This is a genomic window from Candidatus Omnitrophota bacterium (assembly GCA_030688425.1).
GTDB lineage: Bacteria > Omnitrophota > Gorgyraeia > Zapsychrales > JANLHA01 > JAUYIB01.
This window is the reverse complement of sequence record JAUYIB010000007.1, coordinates 24,840-41,598: the sequence shown is the minus strand read 5'-3', so window position 1 is coordinate 41,598 and position 16,759 is coordinate 24,840. Positions and strand designations below refer to the sequence as shown.

At 52.1% G+C, this 16,759-nt stretch carries 15 protein-coding genes, 4 tRNA genes and 1 pseudogene; 14 read left to right on the top strand and 6 right to left on the bottom strand.

Annotated features, from left to right (window positions below; genetic code table 11):
* Window positions 1-150: 150 nt before the first annotated feature.
* The 6 genes from Q8Q08_00280 to dnaA all read right to left on the bottom strand — a co-directional run bounded on the left by Q8Q08_00280 (window position 151) and on the right by dnaA (window position 8,380).
* Window positions 151-227: transfer RNA gene (locus tag Q8Q08_00280), tRNA-Glu, on the bottom strand.
* 66 nt (window positions 228-293) lie between these two features.
* Window positions 294-2,768 carry a DNA gyrase subunit A gene (gene gyrA / locus Q8Q08_00275; protein ID MDP2652449.1) on the bottom strand — a complete coding sequence of 825 codons (2,475 nt, stop codon included), beginning with the start codon at window positions 2,766-2,768 and terminating at the stop codon, window positions 294-296.
* A 156-nt stretch (window positions 2,769-2,924) separates the two neighbouring features.
* Window positions 2,925-5,381, bottom strand: a complete 2,457-nt coding sequence (gyrB, locus tag Q8Q08_00270; protein MDP2652448.1) for a DNA topoisomerase (ATP-hydrolyzing) subunit B — start codon at window positions 5,379-5,381, stop codon at window positions 2,925-2,927.
* A complete protein-coding gene (locus tag Q8Q08_00265) occupies window positions 5,378-5,665 on the bottom strand; it encodes a DciA family protein (protein ID MDP2652447.1) in 288 nt (95 codons plus the stop codon). The genes gyrB and Q8Q08_00265 overlap by 4 nt, the downstream gene beginning before the upstream one ends.
* Before the next feature lie 116 nt (window positions 5,666-5,781).
* Window positions 5,782-6,870: a DNA polymerase III subunit beta gene (gene dnaN / locus Q8Q08_00260; protein MDP2652446.1), complete on the bottom strand. Its 1,089-nt coding sequence runs from the start codon at window positions 6,868-6,870 to the stop codon at window positions 5,782-5,784.
* A 172-nt stretch (window positions 6,871-7,042) separates the two neighbouring features.
* On the bottom strand, window positions 7,043-8,380 hold the full coding sequence (gene dnaA / locus Q8Q08_00255) for a chromosomal replication initiator protein DnaA (GenBank protein MDP2652445.1): 1,338 nt from the start codon (window positions 8,378-8,380) through the stop codon (window positions 7,043-7,045).
* Between the two features lie 554 nt (window positions 8,381-8,934).
* Here dnaA and rpmH point away from each other — a divergent pair.
* From rpmH to Q8Q08_00185, 14 genes and pseudogenes are all read left to right on the top strand, one after another.
* Window positions 8,935-9,072, top strand: a complete 138-nt coding sequence (gene rpmH, locus Q8Q08_00250; protein ID MDP2652444.1) for a 50S ribosomal protein L34 — start codon at window positions 8,935-8,937, stop codon at window positions 9,070-9,072.
* A gap of 26 nt (window positions 9,073-9,098) precedes the next feature.
* On the top strand, window positions 9,099-9,308 hold the full coding sequence (yidD, locus tag Q8Q08_00245; GenBank protein MDP2652443.1) for a membrane protein insertion efficiency factor YidD: 210 nt from the start codon (window positions 9,099-9,101) through the stop codon (window positions 9,306-9,308).
* 6 nt (window positions 9,309-9,314) lie between these two features.
* On the top strand, window positions 9,315-10,904 hold the full coding sequence (locus tag Q8Q08_00240) for a YidC/Oxa1 family insertase periplasmic-domain containing protein (protein MDP2652442.1): 1,590 nt from the start codon (window positions 9,315-9,317) through the stop codon (window positions 10,902-10,904).
* A 1-nt stretch (window position 10,905) separates the two neighbouring features.
* Window positions 10,906-11,100: a Jag N-terminal domain-containing protein gene (locus Q8Q08_00235; protein ID MDP2652441.1), complete on the top strand. Its 195-nt coding sequence runs from the start codon at window positions 10,906-10,908 to the stop codon at window positions 11,098-11,100.
* A 183-nt stretch (window positions 11,101-11,283) separates the two neighbouring features.
* A pseudogene (locus tag Q8Q08_00230) lies at window positions 11,284-12,033 on the top strand (AAA family ATPase).
* A gap of 147 nt (window positions 12,034-12,180) precedes the next feature.
* Window positions 12,181-13,053, top strand: a complete 873-nt coding sequence (locus Q8Q08_00225) for a ParB/RepB/Spo0J family partition protein (GenBank protein MDP2652440.1) — start codon at window positions 12,181-12,183, stop codon at window positions 13,051-13,053.
* A gap of 15 nt (window positions 13,054-13,068) precedes the next feature.
* The gene (locus Q8Q08_00220) at window positions 13,069-13,605 is read left to right on the top strand and encodes a nucleoside-diphosphate kinase (GenBank protein ID MDP2652439.1); all 537 of its coding nucleotides are present in this window, start codon (window positions 13,069-13,071) and stop codon (window positions 13,603-13,605) included.
* 27 nt (window positions 13,606-13,632) lie between these two features.
* Complete coding sequence (locus Q8Q08_00215) at window positions 13,633-14,454, top strand: YicC/YloC family endoribonuclease (protein MDP2652438.1); 822 nt, start codon at window positions 13,633-13,635, stop codon at window positions 14,452-14,454.
* Window positions 14,455-14,546: 92 nt separating this feature from the next.
* Window positions 14,547-15,125 (top strand): guanylate kinase, encoded by a 579-nt coding sequence (gene gmk / locus Q8Q08_00210; GenBank protein MDP2652437.1) that lies wholly within the window; start codon window positions 14,547-14,549, stop codon window positions 15,123-15,125.
* A gap of 128 nt (window positions 15,126-15,253) precedes the next feature.
* A complete protein-coding gene (gene rpoZ / locus Q8Q08_00205) occupies window positions 15,254-15,544 on the top strand; it encodes a DNA-directed RNA polymerase subunit omega (protein MDP2652436.1) in 291 nt (96 codons plus the stop codon).
* A gap of 34 nt (window positions 15,545-15,578) precedes the next feature.
* Window positions 15,579-16,133 carry a flavoprotein gene (locus tag Q8Q08_00200; protein MDP2652435.1) on the top strand — a complete coding sequence of 185 codons (555 nt, stop codon included), beginning with the start codon at window positions 15,579-15,581 and terminating at the stop codon, window positions 16,131-16,133.
* A 31-nt stretch (window positions 16,134-16,164) separates the two neighbouring features.
* A tRNA-Cys gene (locus tag Q8Q08_00195) sits at window positions 16,165-16,236 on the top strand.
* A gap of 91 nt (window positions 16,237-16,327) precedes the next feature.
* Window positions 16,328-16,410, top strand: a tRNA-Leu gene (locus tag Q8Q08_00190).
* A gap of 31 nt (window positions 16,411-16,441) precedes the next feature.
* Window positions 16,442-16,519: transfer RNA gene (locus tag Q8Q08_00185), tRNA-Val, on the top strand.
* The last annotated feature ends 240 nt before the right edge of the window (window positions 16,520-16,759 follow it).

Sequence of the window (16,759 nt, the reverse complement as noted above, 5' to 3'; positions counted from 1 at the left end):
GGCCTCGGGTCGGATGACCCAGCGGGATTTGAATGGTCTCGCTTTCGCTCAACCACTTCCTCGCTTCGCTCGGTCGCCCGCTATCTCCGCTGGCGGATCAACCGTGAGATCGTCATGATTTTGAGTCCCCTTTCCGGGGACTCAAAATCATGGCGACCCCAGCGGGATTTGAACCCGCGCTGCAAGCTTGAAAAGCTTGTGTCCTGACCAGGCTAGACGATGGGGTCGCGAAATTCGTAAGCAAGATGCCTTATTATAGACAACAACGCCCGACGGTCAAGAGAAAAGAAGTCTCACGCCTCGGCCCCGCCGCCGTTGTCCTCGTCCCTGGCCACAACGTTCGCCACCGAGCTGACCAAGTCGTCCTTGTCCATCGATATCAACCGGACGCCCTGGGTGCTGCGGGACGATTCACGGATGTCGCCGATGGAGCAGCGCACGATCATCCCCTTTTTGGTGACGGCCATGATCTCGTCATCCGCCATCACCGCCAGGGTGCCGACCACGAGCCCGTTTCTGTCGGTCACCTTCATGTTGATGATGCCCTTGCCGCCGCGGGACTGAGTGCGGTAATCGTCGAACGCGGACCTCTTGGCGAACCCCAGTGAGGAAACCGTCAAAAGCGTGCTGCCGGTCTTTGAGATGTCGGTCGGGAAGACCTGCATGCTCACCACGACATCGTCCTTGGACAAATTGAGGCCCCTCACGCCGCGGGCGCCGCGGCCCATGTCGCGGATCTGTTTTTCCGAGAACCGAAGGGCCTTGCCCTGCCGGGTGGCCAGAAGGATGTCATTCTTGCCGCCGCTGAGGGCGGTCCCGATCAAGTAGTCGCCCTTGTCCAGCGTGATCCCGACGATCCCGCCTTTCCGCGGATTGCTGAACGCCGCCAGGCTGGTCTTCTTGATGTTGCCTTTGGCGGTCACCATGACCACAAACTGGTCGGGGCTGAATTCCTTGACGGCCACGATCGAGCTGATGCTCTCGTCGTTGCTGAAAGAGAGCAGATTGACGATGGCCTTGCCCTTGGCGCTGCGGGACGCGATGGGAATTTCATACACCTTGAGCCATCGCACGACCCCTTTATTGGAAAAGATGAGAAGATAATCCTTGGAGGACGCCACAAACAGGTGGCTCACAAAATCTTCCTCCTTGGTGGTCATGGCCGTGACCCCCTTGCCGCCCCGCCGCTGTTTGCGGTAGGCGTCCACCGGAAGGCGCTTGATGTACCCGGTGTTGCTGATGGTGATGGCCATGTCCTCTTCGGCGATCAGGTCCTCGACCTCGATCTCTTCGGCCTTGCCGGCGATCTCCGTGCGGCGCTCGTCGCCGTATTTTTCCGTGAGAAGGGCCAGTTCGTCCTTGATGATACCGTCGATTTTTTTTTCCGAGGCCAGGATGGCGCGGTAATTTTCGATGTCTTTCAAAAGCGCCTTGTATTCCTCCTCGATCTTGCTGCGTTCGAGGGCGGTCAGGCGCTGTAGCTGCATTTCCAGGATCGCCTGGGCCTGGATCTCGGAGAGCTTGAACTTTTTCATTAAGCTGACCTTGGCCTCGGGCGCGCTCTTGGAGGCCCGGATCGCACGGATGATCTCGTCGATCGCGTCGATCGCGATGCGCAGCCCCTCGAGGATGTGCGCGCGCTTCAGGGCGCGGTCCAGGTCAAACTGGGTCCTCCGGCGGATAATGACGCGCCGGTGCGCCACATAATACTGCATCAGCTGTTTAAGATTGAGCGTGCGCGGGCTGTTGTTGACCAGGGCCAGATTAATGATACCGAACGTCGTCTCCAGCTGGGTGTGCTTATAGAGGTAGTTGAGGATGATCTGCGGCTCGACTTCGCGCTTGAGTTCGATGACGATGCGGATCCCGTCCTTGTCCGATTCGTCCCGGATGTCGGAAATCCCCTCGACGCTTTTGTCCTGGACCAGGTCCGCGATCGCGGTGATCAGGTTGGACTTGTTGACCTGATACGGGATCTCGGTAACAACGATCGTGTCCTTGTTCCCCTTTTGCCGCTCAATGACCGCCTTGGCGCGCAGGGTGACCTTGCCGCGGCCCGCGGTATACGCGTCCTTGATCCCGTCGCGGCCGCAGATGATGCCGCCCGTCGGGAAATCCGGCCCTTTCACAAATTTCGCCAATTCCTGAATCGTGGCCTCGGGGTTGTCGAGCAGGTGCGCGATCCCGGCGCAGACCTCCCTGAGATTGTGCGGCGGCATGTTGGTCGCCATACCGACGGCGATCCCGCTCGATCCGTTGACCAGAAGATTGGGAAGGGTGGCGGGAAGAAGAAGAGGCTCCTGGAGCGACGCGTCAAAGTTCGGGCCGAAATCCACGGTCTCTTTTTCAATGTCCCCCAACACGTTTTCGGACACCGCGGCCAGCCGCGCCTCGGTGTAACGCATGGCCGCGGCCGCGTCGCCGTCGACCGAGCCGAAGTTTCCCTGCCCGTCAACGAGGGGATATCGCAGCGAAAAATCCTGGACCATGCGCACCATGGTCTCGTACACCGCGGCATCGCCGTGCGGGTGATACTTGCCCAGGACCTCCCCGACGATACGCGCACTTTTCTTGTAGGGCTTGGTGTGCTCCAGATTAAGCTCTTTCATGGCGTACAGGATGCGCCGGTGGACAGGCTTAAGGCCGTCCCGGACGTCCGGCAAAGCGCGGCCGATAATGACGCTCATCGAATAAGAGAGATAGGAACGCTTCATCTCTTCTTCGATATAAACCGGGATAATTTTTTCCTGTGTCGTTAAATCTTTCATAACTTGGTGGCCTTTCTCTGCTTCGCTAAAATCCGAACTCGCGCCAACAATGCGCTCATTATCCCCTGCTGCCCTAACCGCGCAGCAGGGCAAGGCGGCCGGGGTTAATTCCGGCGTTGACTTGCGTTCGCTCTCGCTCCGATAGTCAAGCCGTCATTAAACATCTAAATTCTTAACATCATGGGCGTTGGACTCGATGAATTCCCGGCGGGGCTCCACCTCATCGCCCATGAGGATGGTGAAGGTCTTGTCCACCTCGACCGCGTCTTCAAGGGTCACCTTGAGCAACGTGCGGCGGGCCGGGTCCATGGTCGTCTCCCACAACTGCTGAGGATTCATTTCCCCCAAACCTTTATACCGCTGGATGTGCATGCCCTTCTGCGCCTGCTCCCGGACAAAATCCAGGGTTTCTTTCAGGGACAAAAACTCATGCGCATCATTCTCCGCCTCAATGGCGAACAGCGGTTTTAAAACAGCTTTTTTCTCGGTTCCCCTGGAGGCCTTCTTTTTGTCCTTTTCCGTAGCGTACGATTCCGGAACATCCACTTTTTTGAACTGCTCGAGACCCAGTCCCCACTTTTCAAACTTGGCATGGATCCCCTGAAGCTCCTGGGACTCAAAAATCTCTATATACTGGGCTTCTTCATCGTCTTTGGTGAGCTCAGCGAGCTCCTTGTCATTATAGACGAAATGGGTCTTCCCACCCACTTTTGCCATGTAAAAAGGAAGTTTTCTGGTCTTTCGATCATAAAAACGAATATATTCTTCGAAATCCACTCCCCTTTTGTGCATAATCTCCGTAATCTTCTCAAGTTCGACCAAACACTGTAAAATATCCTTAAACTGCGCGTTGCTATAATCCTGCCCCTTGATGCGGCTGAACTTCAAGCCCTCCATTCCCAGGTCCAGGACCAGGGCGTTCATCTCCTCTTCGGTTTCAATGTATTCCTCCCGCTTGCCTCTCTTGATTTTATAAAGAGGCGGCTGAGCGATATAGATAAAACCGCCCTCAACAAGCGGCCGCATCTGTCGATAAAGAAGGGTCAACAGCAGGGTGCGGATGTGCGAGCCGTCCACGTCGGCGTCGCACATGATGATCAGCTTGTGGTAACGCAGTTTTTCAATATTGAACTCCGTCCCCACGCTGGTTCCCAGGGCCGTAATGATGGTGCGGATCTCTTCGTTGCTCAAAATTTTGTCCAGGCGGGATTTCTCGACATTGAGGATCTTCCCCTTGAGCGGCAAAATCGCCTGAAAAGTCCGGTCGCGCCCCTGCTTGGCTGAGCCGCCGGCGGAATCCCCTTCCACCAAGTATAGTTCGCACAGAGACGGGTCCCGCTGCGAGCAGTCGGCGAGCTTGCCCGGCAGGCCGCCGCCATCCAGGGCTCCCTTGCGGCGGGTCAGTTCGCGGGCCTTGCGCGCGGCCTCACGGGCCCGGCAGGCCACGATGACCTTGTCCGTGATCTTGTTGGCGACCGACGGATTTTCCTCAAAAAAACTGCTCAGGGCTTCAAACGTCGACGAGGCGACGATCCCCTCGACCTCGGAATTGCCGAGTTTGGTCTTGGTCTGTCCCTCAAACTGCGGATTGGGGACCTTGACGCTGATGACCGAAGTCAAGCCCTCGCGCGTGTCGTCCCCGGCAATGCTCAACGCTTCCTTCTCTTTAATAATGTTTTTGGCCTTGGCGTACTGATTGATGGCCCTGGTCAGCGCCGAGCGAAACCCGCTCAGGTGCGTGCCGCCCTCGGTTGTGTTGATGTTATTGGCGAACGTATAAACATTCTCGGAATATCCGTCTTCATACTGGATGGCCACCTCGATGCCAATGTCATCCTTCTCTTTGGCGAAATAGACGATCTTGTGCAGGACGTTTTTATTGGTATTCAGATATTCCACAAAGGAAACGATCCCGCCCTTGAACTGAAAAATCGATTCTTTTTCCTTGTCGCCGCGCTTGTCGACGAGCTTGATCCAGAGCCCCTTATTGAGAAAGGCCAGTTCGCGCAGGCGCTTGGCCAGGATATCGTAGGAATAGGCGGTGGTCTTGGTGAAAATGGTCTTGTCCGGCTTGAAGGTGACCTTGGTCCCGGTGGCCTTGGTTTTGCCGATCACGGTCAGCTTGGTGACGGTCTTGCCCTTCTCGTAGCGCTGGTGATAAATTTTGCCGTCGCGCTTGATCTCGACCTCCAGCCATTCCGAAAGGGCGTTGACGCAACTTACGCCCACGCCATGCAAGCCGCCGGAAACCTTGTAGGTCCGTTTGTCAAATTTGCCGCCGGCATGAAGCGTCGTCAGGGCCACCTCCACCGCCGGCTTTTTTTCCGTCGGGTGAATGTCCACCGGGATCCCGCGGCCGTTATCGACGACCGTCACAGAGTCATTTTCATTAACGATCACTTCAATCTGCGTGCAGTGTCCGGCCAAGGCCTCGTCCACGGAGTTGTCCACAACTTCGTACACCAAATGGTGCAACCCGCGGCTGAACGTGTCGCCGATATACATCGCGGGCCGCATGCGGACCGCCTCGGTCCCCTCAAGAACCTGGATGTTGGTGGCGTCGTAAGACCCGGCCTTGGACTTGCCCTTTTCTTCAGTTTCGGCTTTGCTCATTGGACCTTCCCTATCTTAAAATAAATTTTTTTGACGTCGGGGACGCTTTTCTGCATGTCTTCCGTGATTTTTTTCCTTTTGAGGTTCAGCTGGTACAACCAGGCGGGAGAATCGATGTGGATATTCAAAACGCCGTCGTGGAATCCGGCGACCCGGGCGTGCTTCAATCCCTGATCTTTGACAATCCTCTCCCAAGCTTTCTGAATTTCCTCCTGAACCGTCGGCTGCGTCCGGGAAGAAAGATTTTTTAAAACAGAATCAACGATATTTCTTATATCATCCACTTCCCGATGTGTCCATAGGGGAATTGAATCTTTTCCGCTTGTCCGAAAATCGCGGCCTCATAAAAGAAACGAAATCCCCAGTCTCCGCGAGGATTTCTCTGTGCCCCTTCCCGCCTTCAAATCCGCATCGGCAGAGCGAGATAAAGATAGTCCGGCATGCGGATGACCCCCGCCTTGTCGGGCCCCAACAACTCCAGGTCGATCGTTTCCGCGTCGATGTTTTTCAACGCGTCGATGAAAAATTGCGGATTGAATCCGACGATCAATTCCTTGCCGCCGTACTCAATCGGGACCTCTTCGCGCGATTCTCCCAAATCCGGCGTTGTCTTTGAAAGGACAAGTTTATTGGTAAAAACCTCGAATTTGACCGCCTGGAAATCCGGCGTCGTCAAAAGGCTGGCGCGGCGGATGGCGCTTAAAAGCGCCTGGGTGTTCACTTTGATTTTTGGCATTACCGGCTTGGGAATGACCTGCTGATAGTTCGGGAATTCCCCTTCAATGATCCGGGTTGCGATCAGAATTTTTTCGACATCCAGGAGCACCTGGTTCGTCCCCACAATAAAGGAGATGTCCTCTTCCCCGTTCAAATTCCGGAAAATTTCCTGAACAGCCTTGATCGGGATGATCACGGAGATGTCTTTTTTGGCCGGGGTCTCCAGCTTTTTTTCGCTTTTCGCCAGCCGGCGGCCGTCCGTGGCCACCACACGGATATCGGCCCCGGAGATTTCCAATAAAACACCGTTGAGCACATACCGTGATTCTTCGTGCGAAACCGCAAACGACGTCAGCCGTAACATCTCTTTAAACATCGGCTGGTTGATTTTAACCACTTCTTTATCTTTAAATTCTGGAAACTTAGGAAACTCTTCCTTGGGCATTCCGATCAGTTTGAACCGGCATTTTTCCCCTTCAATATCCACCTGGTTATTTTTTTTGGCACTGATCACGATATCCCCAGACGGCAGTTCTCTAATTATGTCGCTAAAGCGTTTCGCCGGAATGGTTATAGCACCTTCTTCAACGGTATTCACAGGTATTTCACAGGATATACCGATATCTAAATCTGTTGTGTTCATTTTCATCACGTTGCTTTTTGTCTCCACCAACATATTGGAGAGAATGGGCAAAGTCGCCTTGCTGGATACAACATTCTGTACTGTTTGTATCCCGTTCAATAGGTCGTCTTTTGAAAGTTTTATCTTCATAATTAACAAGCCCTCCGATTTGCACAACCAGGTTGTTTATTTAAAATCTCCCCCAAATAGTCGCCGTCGTTTTAATAGGCGGTGTGGATAAGTGGAACAAATTCGAAAGACATTAAGAAGTCGTTGTTTATGAATAAAATCCCTGTTAATTTCCGGCTAAGTTGCTGTTCACTTACTGTTTGAGCGCAACCATAAGCTGTTCAATAGTATTTTTCAACTCTTTGTTCGTTTGTAAATCTCGATCGATCTTTTTAAGAGAATGAAGAACCGTGGTGTGATCCTTCCCCCCAAACGACTGTCCGATTTCCGGCAATGAAAAATTTGTCAAATGGCGGATCAGATGCATGGCGATTTGCCTGGGAAGTAAAATGTTTTTACTCCGGCGCTTGGCTTTCAAGTCCGAAACGCTCAATTTAAAAAATTCGGCAACCTTTTTCTGGACCATTTCGATACTGATGGTGGGAATCGTTTCCTTCACCATGTCTTTAAGGACCGCCTTGGACATGTCCAGGGAAACCGGACGGTCTTCCAGAAGCGAATATGCCACCACGCGGATCAGGGCCCCCTCCAGCTCGCGGATGTTGGTCTTGATCTGATCGGCGATAAACGTGATGACGGCGTCAGGAACCGGCACGGGTTCTTTTTCGATTTTTTTACGCAGAATGGCGACCCGGGTTTCAAAGTTCGGCGGCTGAATGTCAGCCACCAGCCCCCACCCAAAGCGGGACACAAGCCGTTCTTCCAGGTTTGCGATCTCTTTGGGCGGCCTGTCCGATGAGATAATAATCTGCTTGCGGTTGTTGTGCAGGGCGTTGAAGGTGTGAAAAAATTCCTCCTGGGTGGACTCTTTCCCGGCGATGAAATGAATGTCGTCAATCAGCAAGACATCGATGTGGCGGTATTTTTGGCGGAATTGGCTGGTCGATCTGTGGCGGATGGCGTCGATGAGCTCGTTGGTGAATTTTTCCGATGAGATGTAACAATGCTTGACGTCCGGATGATGGACCTTGATCTGGTGGGTGATCGCCTGCATGAGATGCGTTTTTCCGAGACCCACGGGACCGTAAATGAACAGCGGATTATAGGCCTTGGCCGGCGATTCGGCGACCGCCATACTGGCGGCGTAGGCAAACCGGTTGGACGGGCCGATCACAAAATTGTCGAACGTAAATCGCGGGTTGAGATCTACGGTGCTGCGATCCGCCGGCGCGGCCCCCCTTTTGTCCGCCGGGATCAGGGGATCGTCGATTTTTTCCTTAAGGACATGCGGATCGATCTCGAACTCGACGCGGACGCTTTTTTGCGTCAGATCTTTGAGCACGGCCTCCAGGGAGGACAAGTAATGATCCACAATCCAGTTTTTGAAAAACGTGTCGGGGGCGATGATCGTGAGGGTTTCCGAGTCTTTCTCCTTGACGAGGAGAGTCGAAAACCACGTGTCGTATGTTGTCGGACCGATTTTGTCTTTAAGGAGAGGCTTGGCTGTTTCCCAAATGGTCGATAGGGTCATGGTCAGGGGTGAATATCTTTTTGCCGGGGGGTCATGAAATCAGTGGCCTGGCCCAGCAATAACACAAATCAATGATATTCAAAGGGTTGTGGTATAATTGTTTTCCACAGGTTTTCAACATCTGTGAATTTTGATTTCCGCTGGAGCCAATCCCATTAATATTTCATGGGTTTAAATAGGATCCGGTCGTCCGGCCTTTTTAAGGCCAGGGCTCGCTCTCTTCGCTGGTATTCAGAGGACAGAAAAACTTGCGTCAGGAGTTTGCCGTTCTCGAAGGAAGACGAAAAGCGCAGGTTCATATGCAATGGGATCTCATCACGCCAAAAGTGTTTTTATTATAGCAAACAAAACTGGTATTTCAACTCAAATTTCTGACGGCCTCCAGCAGCGGCGTTCTGGCAGGGGCGGCCGCGGCCGCATTCCCCGGCCCACCCCCTCCCCTCGCCGTCGAGCCCGGAGCCGCTTTTTCACAAACCCTTGCGACACAGAAAATTTTAACTCTGTGAGGTGAAAAAACTTGACTATCGAAAGTTGCGTGTTATAATTTACAAATTATGAAAAAGCATCTTAACACGCCTTCGATCATCAAGGGAAAAAGACGCCACGGGTTCCGCAAAAGGATGTCCACCTCCGACGGCCGGAAAATTCTCAAGCGTCGCCGTGCCAAGGGACGAAAACGCCTGACGGTTTAATGGCCGGCGGTCGTCACAGCGCCTTCATGGGCAAAATTTCCATATCGTTGATAGGTGCATATCAGGTTTTTGCCAGGCATTTTTTGCCGAGGACCTGTCGCTTTTATCCAACGTGCTCTTCCTATGCCAAAGAAGCCATTGAGCGCTACGGCTTCTGCAAAGGCTCTCTGAAGGCCCTCTTTCGCATTATACGCTGTTCCCCCCTGTCTAAGGGGGGTCACGATCCGGTAAGGTAATATTTCATGGAAAAACGATTTTTACTCGCCTTTTTGCTGTCCTTTTCTGTCCTGTTCTTGTGGAGCGCTCTTTTCCCGCCCCCCAAGCCCGCGCACAAGCCACAACCCGTTGTGAATAATGAAGATATTAATGACTCCCGCCCTGTCGTAGATCAGGCTCTTTCGTCCCCCCCGTCCCCTCTGCCGACCGTCCAGGAAATTCCTGTTGAAACCAAACGGCTGGAAAATGATAAACTGATCGCTGAAATTAGCTCACAGGGCGGATCCCTGCAACAGGTCATCATTAAGGATTATGGCGCGCAGCTTCCCGTCAGCGATATTATGGCCATTGCCGGATATGAAAATGCGCATTTTCGTGTGTCCGAATTTACCGATGAAGCAATTTCCCTTGTCTATGAAGATCAGGATATCCGGATTACAAAGGAATATTTTTTGGCCGACAGCGGGTATTTGATGGAAGCCCGGATAAAGTGGCGGAATCTTCGCGAAATGTCCAATCTTAAAGAAATCAAAGCCTTCACATTGGACATTTCCAGATTGGACAAATCAAGCAAGGCTGAGCAAGAAAAAAGATTGTTTGAATATGCTGTTATTTCCAGCGGGAAAACATTTCGTAAAGAAAATGCCAGTAAATTTCATTCTAATGAACAGAGAGACTTGACCGGGGTTGATCCGATTCTTGGTTTTCGCGATCGATATTTTTGTATCGGAATTAAGCCCGAATTTAAAACAGACAAAATTCAGGTAATTCCTGTAAATGAGGAGGTTTTAACCCTGTCGATGCACATCAATGAATCTGATGTTCCACGTGAAGCGGGCATTGGCGCAAAGATATTCTTTGGCCCGCAGAAGTATGACTTGATGAAAAGCTATGAGCTGGGCTTTGAGCAGCTCATGGTTTTCAGTAGCTGGAGGTGGCTGGACGCGATTTCAAAAGCCATCAATTCCATGATAAACTTGTCCTACAAATTCATTCCTAATTGGGGGGTTGCAATAATTCTTGTCAGTTTGCTCATCTATTTGGCTTTATATCCGTTGACGCTGAGCGGCATGTCATCCATGAAGAAGATTCAATTCTTGCAGCCGAAAATAAATGCCCTTCGGGAGCAATATAAGGCTAATCCACAGAGATTGAACAAAGAAATCATGGAATTATACAAGGAAAACAAGGTCAATCCTTTTGGTGGGTGTTTGCCGCTTTTTTTACAAATGCCGATTTTCTTTGGTTTGTATCAAGTTTTGTGGCGATCTGTTTCTTTTAAAGGGGCTCATTTTTTGTGGATTAAAGATTTGTCGGAGCCGGATCGCCTGGTGGTATTTTCATCAAGCCTCCCGTTGGTTGGAAACGAATTGAATATTCTGCCGATTTTAATGATGGTCATCATGTTTGTACAGCAAAAACTTTCGACAAAAAACATGGTCACCACAGACCCATCTCAGGCTGCCCAGCAAAAGATGATGGTTATGATCATGCCCCCGATGATGGGAATTTTGTTTTATAAATTTGCCAGCGGGTTGACGCTTTATTTTACGATTTTTTATTTAATGTCCACTCTGACGCAGTTTAAAATGTCCAAAATGACAAAGGCAAGCTAAGATGGAGCGAAAGAAAAGAAACATCATTGAGGTTGAGGGGGCCACGGTCGAGGATGCGATAAAAAAGGCCATGGATGCGCTACGGGTGAAGAGAGAGGACCTTAGTATAAAAGTTGTTTGTGAGGAACAAAAAGGGCTCTTCGGCATGAGCGGAGCAAAGCCTGCAAAAATCAAGGCCAGCGTTAAAAACCAATAAATTTTCCCTCCGTATTTCTGTTTTCTGATTCTTTGTCGAAATCACTTTTTGAAAAGACATAAATCACCTCGATTTTTTAAAATAAATTCGCTATAATAAATTTAAGAAACTTCTTGATTTACTATAAAAATCGTAGAAAATAGTGTTATGAAGTGTTTCACGTGAAAACCATCACAAAATGATATGGGAAAAACTATAGCAATTTGTAATCAGAAGGGTGGAACCGGGAAGACAACAACAACGGTAAACCTTTCTCATGCCCTTGCTTCAATCGGGAAAAGAGTCCTGATCGTCGATACGGATCCCCAAGGAAATGCAACCAGCGGGGTGGGGGTTAACAAAAGCGAAATTTCCAAGTCCGTCTACGACGTCATTTTAAGCAAGAGTTCCATTGAGGACGCTATTATTTCCGGCGTCTATCCAAACCTCGATATTATCCCCTGCAACATCAATTTGACCGGCGCAGAGATTGAGCTCGTCGGAGCTCTGTCGCGGGAAACCCGTTTGCGCAAGGCCATTTCCTCAATAAAAGAAAATTATGATTTTATTTTCATTGATTCGCCGCCGTCGCTGGGATTGCTTACGCTGAATGCCTTGGTGGCCAGCGACTCGATTATCATTCCTATCCAGTGTGAATTTTATGCCCTGGAGGGAGTTTCTCAATTGCTTAACACGATCAATCTTATCCGCGATGGGCTTAACCCGTCCTTGGCCATTGAGGGGGTCTTGTTAACAATGGCAGATTTCCGGACGAATCTGACGACAGAGGTCATCAATGAAATTAAGAGTTATTTCAAAGAAAAGGTTTATAAAACAGTTATCCCGCGTAATATCAAATTGAGTGAGGCGCCGAGTTTTGGAAAGCCGATCTTGCTTTATGACCGTCATTCGATTGGTGCAAAAAAATATTATGAATTTGCCCACGAAATTATCGGAGATAAAATATATCATAAATCATTTAATGGCAGCGACTTAGATTCTTCGCGGGGAGAGCCAATCCAGCAGCCGCAACCTGCCCCGGAAGCCGCATAACATTAAGACAAGGGTTGATTCCCGTAAATCTTCGTTAGGAGATAAAATATGGAACATCGGGCATTGGGGAAGGGGTTGTCGGCTTTGATTCCGGAGAGGGCCAGCTTACCGGAAGAGTTTTCTGCCCAAGGGAAAGCAGTCCAGACAATCAAGACGGAAAAAATCAAGGACAATCCTTTCCAGCCCAGAACCAGCTACCCGCAGGAAAAGCTGGAGGAGCTGGTCGCGTCGATCAAAGAGAAGGGGGTTCTTCAGCCCATCCTGGTGAGGGAGTCTTCCGACGGAAATTTTGAGGTTGTCGCAGGGGAGCGGCGCTTGAGGGCCGCGCGCGCATTGCAACTGACCGAAGTCCCGGCGGTCGTAAGAAATGTTTCGGATAGCGAGGCGCTTGTTCTGGCGCTGGTGGAAAACATTCAGCGCGAAGAGCTTAACGCTCTGGAAGAAGCGCAGGCCTTCCAGCGGCTGATCAGCGAGTTCCATCTTTCCCAGGAAGACGTTGCCAGGTCCGTCGGGAAAGACCGGTCCACGGTGAGCAACACTCTCCGGCTTCTCAATCTCCCCGAAGAAATCCAGCAAAGCCTTTTATCCGATGAAATCACCATGGGGCATGCCCGGGCGCTTTTGGCCGTTTCCGACGGGGAGGAGCAGAAGCAGATTTTTGAACTGCTTCGCACCAAGAAGCTTTCCGTGCGGGAGCTGGAGAATTTGATCAAGACCGGGCTCAGGCATCCTGCCCGCCGGAAAAAAACCAACCCCGCTGACCGGAATCACGACCTTGTGGCGCTCGAGGAAGATCTGCAGCAGGTTCTTGGAACAAAAGTTCGGATCCAGCCGCAGAAAAAGCGGGGGAAGATCGTTATTGAATACTATTCTCTGGACGATCTGGACCGCGTGCTCAGCATCATCAAAGGTCAGCCCTAATCCACCGCCGATCCCATGAAAAAGACATCACAGGCCCGTTCTTTAAAAAAGAAGGAAAGTGTTCTTGTTTTTATCAAGCCCGACGGCATGTCCCGGGGGCTGGCGGGAATCGTTCTTGAAAAGTTTTTCGCCGCTGGTCTGGAGCTTGTCGCGGCCCGGCTGGTCACCGTTTCCCGGCGGATGGCAGAGGAGCACTACCGCCATCTTCGGGGGAAGCCGTTTTATGAGGGCGTGATTCAGCATATTCTGGGCACGGGGTATCCGGAGAAACGGATCTTGGCCTTTGTTTTTGCGGGGCCCGGAGCGGTTTCGCGCTGCCGTCTCATCGCCGGAGCCACCAATCCGGAAGAGGCCGACCTTTTGTCGATCCGCGGGGCCTTCGGGCGGATCACGACCAAGGGGGTTTTTGAGAACGTGATCCACGTTTCCTCGGACACCGTCGAGGCCGAAAGAGAAATCAAGCTGTGGTTTGAGCCGGAACAGATCGATGCGCGGCTGTATCCCGTCAAGACGATCCCGGCCGGGAAATTTTCTAAAAAAGTTTGGGCGTAAGAAAAATACGTAAGGAAAGAGGACGATATGATCACAGGCATGACAGGGTTTGGGAGTTCCGCTTTTTCCGCAGGCAAAGTCAAGGGCGGCATTGAAATCCGGACGCTGAACCACCGGTATTTCGATTTGGTCTTTTATCTTCCCGTCGGATTCGGGGCGCTGGAAAACAAGATCCGCGAATTGGTCAACAAACAGATCGACCGGGGCCGCGTCACGGTTTCCGTCAAGATCATGGAAAAAGAGGCGATTTCCCTGACTTTTAACAAGGCGGTGGTCAAAGAATACCTCAAGTACGCCCGCGAGCTGGAAAAGGAGTACGGGTTTGACAATGATCTGGCGCTTTCGGATCTGATCCGCTTGCCCGGCGTTGTGGAGGCCAAAGATTCCACCCTTGATCCGGAGCAGCTTTGGCCGGCGGTCGAAAAAGCGCTCAGCCGTTCGTTAGCCAGCGTTGTTCAGATGCGGGAGAGGGAAGGCAAGAGCCTGGCCAGCGACATTTCCAGCGTCCTCAAACGCATGGCCCACCATATTCAGAAGATCAAGGCCCGTTCCGAAGCCATTTTGAAGGAGAAGAAGAGGAAGCTCACCGACGACGAATTCATGTCTTTGCAAAAAGGCAACGACATCAATGAGGAGCTGGCCCGCCTGGAACATTATATCGACGAATTCAAAGCGCTTCTGCCCGCGAACGTTAGCGTCGGGAAAAAGCTCGACTTTGTGGCCCAGGAAATGCAGAGGGAAACCAACACGATTGGCTCCAAGCTTCAGGACAAGATGGTGGCCAACGCCGTGATCGCCCTGAAAAGCAAGGTGGAAAAATTGAGGGAGCAGGCGCAGAATATTGAATAAGACCGGCGCAACTCTTTGCCGCAAGCGAAGTTTGCGTCCGGCGTTACGCATCCTCCGCCGTTTCGGCGGGGGATGTGTTCTTTAGGAGAGTCATGAAAAAAGGCCGCATCGTCATCATCTCCGGCCCCTCGGGATCGGGAAAGACGACTCTTCATAAAATGCTTTTGGAAAGCCCCCGTTTTCGGGGCCGGCTTGTGAAGTCCTTGTCCGCGACAACGCGGGCGAGGCGTCCCGGCGAGCGCCATGGGCGGGATTATCTTTTTTTGACCGAGAAAGAATTTTTAAGGAAGATCAAAGCCGGCCAGTTTCTTGAGTTTCAGAAGGTTTTCGACCGTTATTACGGTACGCCGCGCAAAGCGGTCATGGATTTGTTGCGCCGGGGAAAGCATGTCCTTCTGTGCATTGACGTGAAGGGGGCCCGGGTGGTCTGGGAACAGTATCCGCAGGCCCTGAGAATTTTTGTCAAGACCCCGTCTTTGACGGAATTGAAGCGGCGGCTGAAGAGCCGGGGGACGGAAAACCCGAAAGACCTTAAAATTCGTCTTCAAACAGCCCGGGAGGAGTTGCGGGAGACCAGGCATTATGACCGGGTGGTTGTCAATGACCGTTTGGCGGCTGCCTATAAAAGGCTTGAAAACATTGTTTGCCGGGAATTGTCCCCTTTGGGGTAATCCGGATCCGGCCTTATAAAAATTGACAATACGGGCCTGCTGTGATATAAGTATTTTTCGCATTTCATTATGAAATAACCAGTTAGATATCGAATTCAGTTCAAACAGACAGGGGAGGTCGAATGGTTATGGGATACCAACCGTTAGAAAGACTCTTGCCAAAAACCGGTTACAGCATTTACCGGCTTGTCCGCTTGGCTGCCAACCGCGCCATGGAATTGGCGGACGGCCAGCCCAAGCTCGTTGAGAATGTCTCGTCGGAAAAGGTGACCACCATCGCCCTGGAAGAGATCATGCAGGGCAAGGTCGTCCTCAAGGACGTCGCCGACAAATTCAAGCCCGAAAAGACGAAAAAAGCCGAATCAAAGCCCGAAGATGAGTCCGCGGATCTGGTCGCCAGCGAAGAACCCAAGGCCTGAGCCCCTCGCGAGGCCGTCGCGGCAGGGACAAAACGTGAGCTCCCCGAAGAAACATGTGATTTTAGGCGTGACCGGAAGCATTGCGGCTTATAAGGCCGCGGACGTGATCCGGCTTTTGCAAGAGCACGGCTTTGAGGTCTCGGTTCTCATGACCGGGGAAGCCAAGAAATTCATTGCGCCGATGACCCTGGCCGCCCTGTCCGGCCGGCCGGTTTTAAGCGACATGTTTTCCGGCGATGAAAAAGGCTGGGAGATGCCGCACATCCGGCTGGCGAAAGAGGCGGCCGCCCTGGTGATCGCCCCGGCGACCGCCCATACGATTGCCAAGCTTGCCTGCGGGATGGCCGACGACGTGTTGACGTGCACGGCCCTGGCCACGCGGGCCCCGTTGGTGATCGCCCCGGCCATGAACGAAGAGATGTACCTTCATCCGGCTGTTAAGGAAAATTGCCTGAAGCTCAAAAAAATGGGCGCGCGCTGGGTCGAGCCGGTCAAAGGGCTTTTGGCCTGCGGCATCGTCGGCCAGGGGCATTTGGCCGCTGTCGAAGACATTGTCAAGGCCGTCGTCGCGGCGGTCAAGGCGAAGTGATTTTTGAAATATCCGCGGTTCCGGACTTCCCGGCGTGGTAGCCAAGTGGTAAGGCAGAAGTCTGCAAAACTTCTATTCAGCGGTTCGATTCCGCTCCACGCCTCTGATTGGTGCACAGGACGGTTGGTGGGTCATTTTGCGTGTTTCCAATTCTCGCGTGAATGGGTGTGCGCTTCATGAATTCAGCGCTCATTGGGCAAGTGGTGGAATGGCATACACGCAGGACTTAAAATCCTGTGACCGCAAGGTCGTGAGGGTTCGATTCCCTCCTTGCCCATTTGGCAAGATAATGGTTCGAATAGATACGTGGGTTCATAGCTCAGCTTGGTTAGAGCGCTTCCTTGACATGGAAGAGGTCAGAGGTTCGAGTCCTCTTGAGCCCACCATTAATTTTGGTACGTTTTCGTCGAGGGGAGTTCGCAGACGAGGACAAATGCCGGGTTAAGGACGAGAACCCAGGGGTGCGGGGACGGAGTCCCCGCGCTTTCGGGGTAACACCCCTGCGGATTCGTTTTGATGAGCCGTGCGAATCAAAACGGCAGGGGGCCATAGGGGCAGAGCCCCTTGGGGAGCCCCGCTCCTGGCGAAGCCGCGGGGCGACAGGTTCGAGTCCTCTTGAGCCCACC

What these genes read in the sequence shown, in the direction of transcription:
- gyrB (MDP2652448.1), bottom strand. Translation starts at nt 5,381, where the DNA reads ATGAGCAAAGCCGAAACTGAAGAAAAGGGCAAGTCCAAGGCCGGGTCT.
- gyrA (MDP2652449.1), bottom strand. Translation starts at nt 2,768, where the DNA reads ATGAAAGATTTAACGACACAGGAAAAAATTATCCCGGTTTATATCGAA.
- Q8Q08_00215 (MDP2652438.1), top strand. Translation starts at nt 13,633, where the DNA reads ATGATCACAGGCATGACAGGGTTTGGGAGTTCCGCTTTTTCCGCAGGC.
- Q8Q08_00225 (MDP2652440.1), top strand. Translation starts at nt 12,181, where the DNA reads ATGGAACATCGGGCATTGGGGAAGGGGTTGTCGGCTTTGATTCCGGAG.
- rpmH (MDP2652444.1), top strand. Translation starts at nt 8,935, where the DNA reads ATGAAAAAGCATCTTAACACGCCTTCGATCATCAAGGGAAAAAGACGC.
- yidD (MDP2652443.1), top strand. Translation starts at nt 9,099, where the DNA reads ATGGGCAAAATTTCCATATCGTTGATAGGTGCATATCAGGTTTTTGCC.
- gmk (MDP2652437.1), top strand. Translation starts at nt 14,547, where the DNA reads ATGAAAAAAGGCCGCATCGTCATCATCTCCGGCCCCTCGGGATCGGGA.
- Q8Q08_00240 (MDP2652442.1), top strand. Translation starts at nt 9,315, where the DNA reads ATGGAAAAACGATTTTTACTCGCCTTTTTGCTGTCCTTTTCTGTCCTG.
- rpoZ (MDP2652436.1), top strand. Translation starts at nt 15,254, where the DNA reads ATGGGATACCAACCGTTAGAAAGACTCTTGCCAAAAACCGGTTACAGC.
- Q8Q08_00220 (MDP2652439.1), top strand. Translation starts at nt 13,069, where the DNA reads ATGAAAAAGACATCACAGGCCCGTTCTTTAAAAAAGAAGGAAAGTGTT.
- Q8Q08_00235 (MDP2652441.1), top strand. Translation starts at nt 10,906, where the DNA reads ATGGAGCGAAAGAAAAGAAACATCATTGAGGTTGAGGGGGCCACGGTC.
- dnaN (MDP2652446.1), bottom strand. Translation starts at nt 6,870, where the DNA reads ATGAAGATAAAACTTTCAAAAGACGACCTATTGAACGGGATACAAACA.
- dnaA (MDP2652445.1), bottom strand. Translation starts at nt 8,380, where the DNA reads ATGACCCTATCGACCATTTGGGAAACAGCCAAGCCTCTCCTTAAAGAC.